Source organism: Streptomyces ossamyceticus (assembly GCF_001418475.1).
Classification (GTDB): Bacteria; Actinomycetota; Actinomycetes; order Streptomycetales; family Streptomycetaceae; genus Streptomyces; species Streptomyces ossamyceticus.
In genome coordinates this window covers 1-7,946 of sequence record NZ_LIQX01000795.1, presented here as the reverse complement: position 1 = coordinate 7,946, position 7,946 = coordinate 1, and the positions used below count along the sequence as shown (strand labels likewise).

Genomic DNA, 7,946 nt, shown 5'->3' with positions numbered 1-7,946 from the left:
ATGACGATGACGATGACGACGTCGGGGCCGGGGTGGGGGAGGTGCCGCCGGCCTCCGTGTTCGAGGCCGAGGTGCCGCCGCCCTCGCTGGATCCGTTCGCCGAGGACGACTTCGTGGCCGGGGGTGAGCCGCCGGCTGAGGCCGCGCACGCCCGGCGCACGATGATCGGCCGCAGCGCGGAGGAGGTCGACCACGCGCCACCGCGCGGCCGCTACGCCCCCGTCCCGGCCCCCGAGAGCGGCTCCGTCGGCACGGTCGCCCTCCGCTGGGCGGCCCCGGCGGCGGCCCTCGCCGTGGCCTCCGCCGTCATCGTGGCCCGGGCCCTGCGCCGACGCCGCTGAGGCGCTCCGCCTACGCGCCCAGGCCGAGCAGGGCTATCTCCAACGGGAGCACCGGGCGCTCGGGCAGGGCGGGCGGCTCCTCGCCGCGCCCCGTGTGCGTGGGCGGAACGGGACGCAGCCCCTTGATGCCTCCGGCTGCCCATCCCGCGTCCGTCGGCGGCAGCGACAACGTCAGACGCCGCCCGTCCACCAGTGTGGTCTCGAGCTTGGTCGTGTCGTCCGCCTGCATGGCAAACCGCCTCTCGTCGCGTACCACGAACATCGAGCCTCACCGGGTAAGACGCCCACGTGAGACCAGGAGTTCCTGGGCCCGAGCCGTCGTGGCTCCGGACCGCCGAGCCCTCGTACTGCTGGAGTCCCGTGCCTCCGCACTGCTGGAGTCCCGTGCCTCCGCACTGCTGGAGTCCCGTGCCTCCGTACTGCCGGAGTCCCGGACCGCCGAGGCCCCGTAACGCTGGAGTCCCGGACCGCCCAGGTGCCGTATGGCCGGAGCCTCGTACCGTCGAACCCCGTCGTCGGAACTCGTGCCTCTGCGGCCCCCGCCGCCCGGATCCCTCGCTTGCGAAGTCCCGTGTCTCCGGGACCCTCGCTCCCTCAACCCCGCGCGTGCCCAGCCTCTTCCCTCCGCTGCCCCCGTTCTTCCACGCCGCACGTCTCGCTTCACGGCGTACCGTCAAATCCCCCTCCTTGCGCACCCCTTGGCCCGCCGCGGTGATGTCGGCGGGAGCCCGGGCGGCAGCCCTTAGTAGGGTCGACGACGTGAGTAGCGAAGAGATCACGTTGGCCGCGGCCGACGCGCAGGCGGTGCTGGCCCCGGCCAACGGCGGACGGGTGGCGGGGCTACGGATCGACGGGCTCGAACTCCTGCGCCAGGGCGACCGGTTCGGCTGCTTCCCGATGGTCCCCTGGTGCGGCCGGGTCCGCGACGGCCGCTTCCTCAGCGGCGGCGCCGTCCAGCAGATGCCCCTCAACGCCCCGCCCCACGCCATCCACGGCACCACGCGCGAGAGCCCCTGGCGGGTCGCGAGCCGCACCGACACCGAGGCCGTCCTCACCTACGACCTCGTCGACCCGTGGCCGTACCCCGGCCGTGTCACCCAGGTGTTCACGCTCACCCCGGACGCCCTCACCCTCACCATGTCCGTGGAGACGTACGAGTCGTCCTTCCCGGCCCAGATCGGCTGGCACCCCTGGTTCAACCGCACCCTGGGCGACGGCGGCGAGGACGTACGGCTCGACTTCGCCCCCGCCTGGCAGGAGGAGCGCGGCGCCGACCACCTCCCCACCGGCAACAGGATCGACCCGAGGCCCGGCCCCTGGGACGACTGCTTCGGCATGCCCGACGGCGTCGACGTCACCCTCACCTGGCCCGGCCGACTGGAGTTGAAGGTGGCCTCGCGGGAGGAGTGGGTCGTGGTCTACGACGAGCAGGCGGAGGCCGTGTGCGTCGAACCCCAGACCGGCCCGCCCAACGGGCTCAACACCCACCCCCGGCTGGTCACACCCATCGACCCGCTGGAGGCGACCACGACCTGGAGCTGGCGCAGGCTGTGAGGGCGGGCGGAACGGCCCCCTTAAGCTGGCTGCCATGACTGACGTGGACGTTCGCGGCTCGCTGCTGCAGCAGATCAAGGACAAGGCCGTGGTGCACGGCAAGGTGACCCTGTCGTCGGGCCTGGAGGCGGACTACTACGTCGACCTGCGCCGCGTCACCCTCGACGGCGAGGCCGCCCCGCTGGTCGGACAGGTGCTGCTCGACCTGACCGCCGACCTCGACTTCGACGCGGTCGGCGGTCTCACCATGGGCGCCGACCCGGTGGCCGCCGCGATGCTGCACGCCGCCGCCGCGCGCGGCCGCCGCCTCGACGCGTTCGTGGTCCGCAAGGCCGCCAAGGCGCACGGACTGCAGCGCCGGGTCGAGGGGCCGGACATCGCGGGCCGCCGGGTCCTGGTCGTCGAGGACACCTCCACCACCGGCGGCTCCCCGCTGACCGCCGTCGAGGCCGTCCGGGAGGCCGGGGCCGAGGTCGTCGCCGTCGCCACCATCGTGGACCGCGCGACCGGCGCCGCCGAGAAGATCGAGCAGGGCGCCGGGGTCCCCTACCGGTTCGCGTTCTCGAAGGACGAGCTGGGTCTCGACTGAGACCGGTCCGTCGTGGCCGACGTGGCCGTCGTATAAACACCAAGGTCAGGGGTTACCGCACAGTTTCGTACACCCTGGCCGGAGCATCCGGTCACGTCTGGAAAGATGGGGCCGACGATGATGTCGCAACCCTAGGTCAGGGCTCGTAAGCACAACGCCACCCGCACATACAAGGAGCGGACCATGCCCATCGCAACCCCCGAGGTCTACAACGAGATGCTCGACCGGGCGAAGGCAGGAAAGTTCGCCTACCCGGCCATCAACGTGACCTCGTCCCAGACCTTGCACGCCGCGCTGCGCGGCTTCGCGGAGGCGGAGAGCGACGGCATCATCCAGATCTCGACCGGCGGTGCCGAGTTCCTGGGCGGCCAGCACAACAAGGACATGGTCACCGGCGCCGTCGCCCTGGCCGAGTTCGCCCATATCGTCGCCAAGAAGTACGACATCACGGTCGCGCTGCACACGGACCACTGCCCGAAGGACAAGCTCGACGGGTACGTACGTCCCCTGCTGGCGGTCTCTGAGGAGCGCGTCGCCCGCGGCGAGAACCCCCTCTTCCAGTCCCACATGTGGGACGGCTCCGCGGAGACGCTCGCCGACAACCTGGAGATCGCGCAGGAGCTCCTCGCCCGCGCCGCCGCCGCGAAGATCATCCTCGAGGTCGAGATCACCCCGACCGGCGGTGAGGAGGACGGCGTCACCCACGAGATCAACGACTCCCTCTACACGACGGTCGACGACGCGATCCGCACCGCCGAGGCCCTCGGCCTGGGCGAGAAGGGCCGCTACCTGCTGGCCGCGTCCTTCGGCAACGTGCACGGCGTGTACAAGCCGGGCAACGTCGTGCTGCGCCCGGACCTCCTGAAGGAGCTGAACGAGGGCGTCGCCGCCCGCTTCGGCAAGGAGTCCCCGTTCGACTTCGTCTTCCACGGCGGCTCCGGCTCCACGGAGGACGAGATCCGCACGGCCCTGGAGAACGGCGTCGTCAAGATGAACATCGACACCGACACCCAGTACGCCTTCACGCGTCCGGTCGCCGCGCACATGTTCCAGAACTACGACGGCGTCCTGAAGGTCGACGGCGAGGTCGGCAACAAGAAGACCTACGACCCGCGCACCTGGGGCAAGCTCGCGGAGGCCGGCATGGCCGCCCGCATCGTCGAGGCCTGCAACAACCTCCGCTCCGCGGGCACGAAGATCAAGTAACCCGTCGCCCGAGGTCGTCCGAGGTCGTCCGAGGTCGTCCGACGGTCGCACCGCGACTGCCCGCAGCCCGCAAGGCTGCGGGCAGTCGCCGTTTCCGCCCGCGTGTCCGGCCTGCGGGTCCAGCCGGGTGTCCGGCCCGCGGGTCCAGCTCGTTGTCCGGCCCGCCTCGGCCGCGAGGGCGCTTTTCCCGCCCGTACCTCGGGCCCCCGCGCGTGCCGCGTGCCCGCCGCCCCCTGGCCCGAACGGTTCCCACGCGGGATGATCCCTGCATGGCCGACGTACGGCTCGCCTCCGCTCAGGGCAAGTGGATCCTCCTCACCACAGTCCTCGGGTCGAGCATGGCCATGGTGGACTCGACGGTCGTCAACGTCGCCCTTCCCCGGATGGGGCGCGACCTGGACGCGGACCTCGCCGCCCTCCAGTGGACCGTCAACGCGTACATGCTCACCCTCGCCGGTCTGATCCTCCTCGGCGGTGCCCTCGGCGACCGTTTCGGCCGCCGCAGGATCTTCGTGCTGGGCGTGGTGTGGTTCGCCGCCGCGTCCCTCCTGTGCGGCATCGCCCCCGACGCGGCCGTACTGATCGCCGCCCGAGCCCTCCAGGGCGTCGGCGGCGCCCTCCTCACCCCCGGCTCCCTCGCCCTCATCCAGGCCTCCTTCCACCCGGACGACCGGGCGCGGGCGGTGGGCCTGTGGTCCGGGTTCGGCGGCATCGGTGCGGCCGTCGGCCCCTTCCTCGGCGGCTGGCTCGTGGACGGCCCCGGCTGGCGCTGGGTCTTCCTCCTGAACGTCCCCCTCGCCCTGCTCTGCGTCCCGATCGCCCTGCGCCACGTACCGGAGTCCGGCGACGGCCGCACCCACGGCCGGGGCTTCGACGTCCTCGGCGCGGCCCTCGGCGCCCTGTCCCTGGCCTTCGTCACCTACGCGCTGATCGAGGCGACGACGGGCTCGGTCCCGGTCGCCGTCGCGGCCGTGGCCGGTGTCGCGACGGGCGTGGCCTTCGTCCGGGTCGAACGCCGCCGCGCCGACCCGATGATGCCGCCGGAGATCTTCGCGTCCCGCCAGTTCACGGCGGTCAACATCGTCACCCTGTTCGTGTACGCGGCGTTCAGCGGCTTCTTCTTCCTCGCCGCGCTCCAGCTCCAGGTGGTCTCCGGGTACTCGGCGCTCGCCGCCGGCACGGCCCTGCTCCCCATCACCGTCCTGATGCTGCTGCTGTCCTCCCGGGCGGGCGCCCTCGGCGAACGCATCGGCCCGCGCATCCCCCTCACGGTCGGGCCCGTGCTGTGCGCGGGGGGCGTCCTGCTGATGCTGCGGGTGGGCCCCGACGCCTCGTACCCGACGGACGTGCTGCCCGCGCTCCTCGTCATGGGCCTGGGCATGGTCACTCTCGTGGCGCCGCTGACGGCCACGGTGCTCGCGTCCGTCTCCACCGAGCACGCGGGCCTCGCCAGCGGCATCAACAACGCCGCCGCCCGCGCCGCCGGCCTCATCGCGGTGGCCGCGCTCCCGTTGATCGCCGGGATGGGCCCGGAGGCGTACCGGGACCCGGCCCAGTTCGACGACGCGTTCACCACGGCCATGCCGGTCTGCGCGGCTCTGCTCCTGGCCGCGGCGGCCCTGGCCTTCACCACGGTCCGCCGCCCGGCCGCCGACTGCACCCACCCCGAATGCCGTACCCACGCCTCGGTGACGGCGCCGCCGCTGGAGGGGGAACAGAGCGGGGCGGACCCCTCCGGGACGGGCGAGCCGGGCGGTCCGGGCGGTCCGGGCCTCGCCGGGCAGGGCGAACCGGGCAGGCCGCACCCCTCCGGGGAGTAAGAGCCGTACACCGGTTCACGAGAGCCCGAACGGTTCCCTGGGAGAAGGGTGCCCCCTGTGATCGTGCGCTTCGTGCCGCCGTCGCCTCGCCGTCGCCTCCCAGGTGACGGCGGCACGGTCGTGCTCGTCCTCGCCGTGGTGACTACCGCTTCAGTTCGTCGTACGCCTCGGTGCTGCTGTCCTTGAGGAACTGCCAGCAGCGCTCCGTCTCGTCCTTCTCCTCGATCTCACCGGCGGCACGGGCGAGGGCGGCGAGGCAGCGCAGGAAGCCGCGATTGGCGCGGTGGTCCCAAGGGATGGGCCCGTGGCCCTTCCAGCCGGCCCGACGCAGTGCGTCCAGACCGCGGTGATAGCCGGTGCGCGCGTACGCGTACGACTCGACCACTCGCCCGGCCTCGAACGCGTCGTCGGCGAGCATGGCCCATGCGAGCGAGAACGTGGGGTACTTCGCCACGACCTCGGCCGGAGGCTGTGACTCCTCGCCCAGGAGGCGGTACGCCTCTTCGTTCTCCGGGAGGTATGTCGGCTCCGGGCCGCCGAGCAGGTTCTTGTGAGTCGTCATGGTTGCAGTCTGCCACTCACGCCGTGGAGTTCGGGAAGCCGACGACGTGGGACGGGTACGGAGGGCGGGGGGCTCGGAACAGCGGGAGAGACGTCCTCGCGGCCGACGCGGGTGACGGGGCCGAGGCGCCCGGTAAGGGCGCTCAGCAACGGGGGCAGCTCGGGCGGCTCCGGCAGGTCGGGCATCTCGGGCAGCCCGGCAGTCGGGCAGGCGGGCAGGTTGGGCAGCTCGGCGGCGATGTCGCGCGACTCCGTCGTCTCCAGTGGCAGGAGCGCGGCCTCCATGACACTTGCGTTGCCTTGCCTTGCGTTGCCTCGCCTGGCCCCGGCAGCCGGTCGCCGCGCTCTCCGCGATGGATGTGACCTTTATTTCCTGCGGCAGCGCCGGCCGCTGTCGCGGTGGTGCCATTCGCCGACGACGTCGGCAGCGGCACATCTCCCTGTCGAGGGAGGTCACAGGGCTGCGAGTGGACACGCACGACAGGAAATCCGCGCCCGCGGAGAGCAATATCTGTTCCCGCGAAATGAGAAATAGGTGCGGGATACGGCGAGCATCCCTCGACCGCCCGGCGGAGCGGAATTATCCACCACCCAAGGCCGATCGCGCCGTGCTACTGTCGATCTCAGTTGCAGGTGTGGTTGCCAGAAGGTTTTTCCTACGGCTGATCATCACGGCGACACGGAATGCGCGCAGGGTGTATTCCTGACACCGTCTCCGAAGGAGAAACAAAATGGCTACTGGCACCGTGAAGTGGTTCAACGCGGAAAAGGGCTTCGGCTTCATCGAGCAGGACGGCGGCGGCGCCGACGTCTTCGCCCACTACTCCAACATCGCCACCCAGGGCTTCCGTGAGCTGCTGGAAGGCCAGAAGGTGTCCTTCGACATCGCGCAGGGGCAGAAGGGCCCGACGGCCGAGAACATCGTTCCCGCGTGACGAAGCGGCACTGACGCATACTTCGCAGCTGGGGCCCGCACCTTGGGGTGCGGGCCCCAGCTCGTTTCATTTCCAGGGTGGGCGATAAGGCCCTGCTTTCCGGCCCGCGTTCTCGCGATTCTCTGCGCCGCTCATTCTGCTGCGTAAATCCCTTGATACGTGCCCGCATCGAGGAATGTTCCTCGCGGCGAATGAACCGCGCACGCACCCGTCACGCATACGACCGCCCCGGAGGAAGCGCCACTACGCGCCGCTCCGGCGGACAGGGAAAACGCGGCGGATACGGGAAACGCCAGCCGGCCCGGGGCGAGTTCGCCCTGCCGAAGACGGTCACACCCGCCCTGCCCGCCGTGGAATCGTTCGCCGATCTCCCCATACCGGCGCCGCCGCTGGCCACGCTCGGCCACGAAGGCGTGACCGTACCGTTCCCGATCCAGGCGGCGACCCTTGATCACCCTGGTCCGGCTCGCCGTTCTCCGTGACAGCTCCGCGTGCACGGACCGGATCCGGCTGCGGGACATCCTCGACGGACCTCTGCCCTCGCCCGGTGCCCGCGTCGGCGGTGTTGACGGCGTCGTCGGCGTCGGTGAGTGCGGCCGGATTCAGGGCGTACCCGCCCTGCAGTGCTGATCCGTCTCACCCCGGGGCCCACCCTGGGGCGGCCCGTCCTCGGCCTCCCGCGACTTCACCGCGGGTGAGGTCGCGCGGGCCATGACCCGCCTTGGCTTCTCCTGCCACGAATGGCCCGAGGCTGCGCCCGTGGGTGGGGGCAGGCGTGGGTACGCCTGGGGGTGGAGGCGGACGCGGGTGCGCCTCTGGGTGTGGGCGGGCCCGCTGTCGTGCGAACCGCGTCCGGCGGCACCGGACCTGTGGCTGTGTGACCACGGGCGGGAGACCGCCCCCAGGATCCCGGTGGGGCCCTGCCGACGCGCGTCGGCAG

At 71.6% G+C, this 7,946-nt stretch carries 10 protein-coding genes and 3 pseudogenes; 10 read left to right on the top strand and 3 right to left on the bottom strand.

Annotation, left to right across the window (positions count from 1 at the left end; all coding sequences use genetic code 11):
- Positions 1-341, top strand: a pseudogene (locus AOK15_RS38935) (carbon monoxide dehydrogenase); the annotation flags it as partial.
- Positions 342-351: 10 nt separating this feature from the next.
- Here AOK15_RS38935 and AOK15_RS38930 read toward each other — a convergent pair.
- Complete coding sequence (locus tag AOK15_RS38930) at positions 352-570, bottom strand: hypothetical protein (RefSeq protein ID WP_055523671.1); 219 nt, start codon at positions 568-570, stop codon at positions 352-354.
- 91 nt (positions 571-661) lie between these two features.
- On the opposite strand from AOK15_RS38930, the gene AOK15_RS48435 reads away from it, so the two are divergent.
- The 5 genes from AOK15_RS48435 (at position 662) to AOK15_RS38910 (ending at position 5,510) form a co-directional block, all read left to right on the top strand.
- Complete coding sequence (locus AOK15_RS48435; protein ID WP_276206258.1) at positions 662-793, top strand: hypothetical protein; 132 nt, start codon at positions 662-664, stop codon at positions 791-793.
- 307 nt (positions 794-1,100) lie between these two features.
- Positions 1,101-1,895, top strand: coding sequence for an aldose epimerase family protein (locus AOK15_RS38925; protein ID WP_055523668.1), 795 nt, complete (start codon positions 1,101-1,103; stop codon positions 1,893-1,895).
- A 34-nt stretch (positions 1,896-1,929) separates the two neighbouring features.
- Complete coding sequence (gene pyrE, locus AOK15_RS38920; RefSeq protein ID WP_055523665.1) at positions 1,930-2,484, top strand: orotate phosphoribosyltransferase; 555 nt, start codon at positions 1,930-1,932, stop codon at positions 2,482-2,484.
- Positions 2,485-2,667: 183 nt separating this feature from the next.
- A complete protein-coding gene (gene fbaA / locus AOK15_RS38915) occupies positions 2,668-3,690 on the top strand; it encodes a class II fructose-bisphosphate aldolase (protein ID WP_055523663.1) in 1,023 nt (340 codons plus the stop codon).
- Between the two features lie 269 nt (positions 3,691-3,959).
- Positions 3,960-5,510, top strand: a complete 1,551-nt coding sequence (locus tag AOK15_RS38910) for an MFS transporter (protein ID WP_055523661.1) — start codon at positions 3,960-3,962, stop codon at positions 5,508-5,510.
- A 142-nt stretch (positions 5,511-5,652) separates the two neighbouring features.
- Here the strand turns inward: AOK15_RS38910 and AOK15_RS38905 are convergent, their stop codons facing one another.
- Complete coding sequence (locus AOK15_RS38905; RefSeq protein ID WP_055523658.1) at positions 5,653-6,072, bottom strand: DUF3151 domain-containing protein; 420 nt, start codon at positions 6,070-6,072, stop codon at positions 5,653-5,655.
- On the bottom strand, positions 6,069-6,356 hold the full coding sequence (locus AOK15_RS38900; RefSeq protein ID WP_055523656.1) for a hypothetical protein: 288 nt from the start codon (positions 6,354-6,356) through the stop codon (positions 6,069-6,071). The genes AOK15_RS38905 and AOK15_RS38900 overlap by 4 nt, the downstream gene beginning before the upstream one ends.
- A 446-nt stretch (positions 6,357-6,802) precedes the next feature.
- Between AOK15_RS38900 and AOK15_RS38895 the strand changes: the two genes are divergently transcribed.
- From AOK15_RS38895 to AOK15_RS48955, 4 genes and pseudogenes are all read left to right on the top strand, one after another.
- Positions 6,803-7,006: a cold-shock protein gene (locus AOK15_RS38895; protein WP_028799214.1), complete on the top strand. Its 204-nt coding sequence runs from the start codon at positions 6,803-6,805 to the stop codon at positions 7,004-7,006.
- 191 nt (positions 7,007-7,197) lie between these two features.
- Positions 7,198-7,455 (top strand): annotated as a pseudogene (locus AOK15_RS48070) (DEAD/DEAH box helicase); the annotation flags it as partial.
- Positions 7,454-7,636, top strand: a complete 183-nt coding sequence (locus AOK15_RS38890; RefSeq protein ID WP_055523653.1) for a hypothetical protein — start codon at positions 7,454-7,456, stop codon at positions 7,634-7,636. The pseudogene AOK15_RS48070 and the gene AOK15_RS38890, both read left to right, overlap by 2 nt.
- Positions 7,637-7,684: 48 nt before the next feature.
- A pseudogene (locus AOK15_RS48955) lies at positions 7,685-7,887 on the top strand (hypothetical protein); the annotation flags it as partial.
- Between the last annotated feature and the right edge of the window lie 59 nt (positions 7,888-7,946).

Bases quoted from the DNA above. Each gene is read 5' to 3' on its own strand.
- AOK15_RS38895 (WP_028799214.1), top strand. From the start codon at position 6,803: ATGGCTACTGGCACCGTGAAGTGGTTCAACGCGGAAAAGGGCTTCGGC.
- fbaA (WP_055523663.1), top strand. From the start codon at position 2,668: ATGCCCATCGCAACCCCCGAGGTCTACAACGAGATGCTCGACCGGGCG.
- AOK15_RS38900 (WP_055523656.1), bottom strand. From the start codon at position 6,356: ATGGAGGCCGCGCTCCTGCCACTGGAGACGACGGAGTCGCGCGACATC.
- AOK15_RS38910 (WP_055523661.1), top strand. From the start codon at position 3,960: ATGGCCGACGTACGGCTCGCCTCCGCTCAGGGCAAGTGGATCCTCCTC.
- AOK15_RS38905 (WP_055523658.1), bottom strand. From the start codon at position 6,072: ATGACGACTCACAAGAACCTGCTCGGCGGCCCGGAGCCGACATACCTC.
- pyrE (WP_055523665.1), top strand. From the start codon at position 1,930: ATGACTGACGTGGACGTTCGCGGCTCGCTGCTGCAGCAGATCAAGGAC.
- AOK15_RS38930 (WP_055523671.1), bottom strand. From the start codon at position 570: ATGCAGGCGGACGACACGACCAAGCTCGAGACCACACTGGTGGACGGG.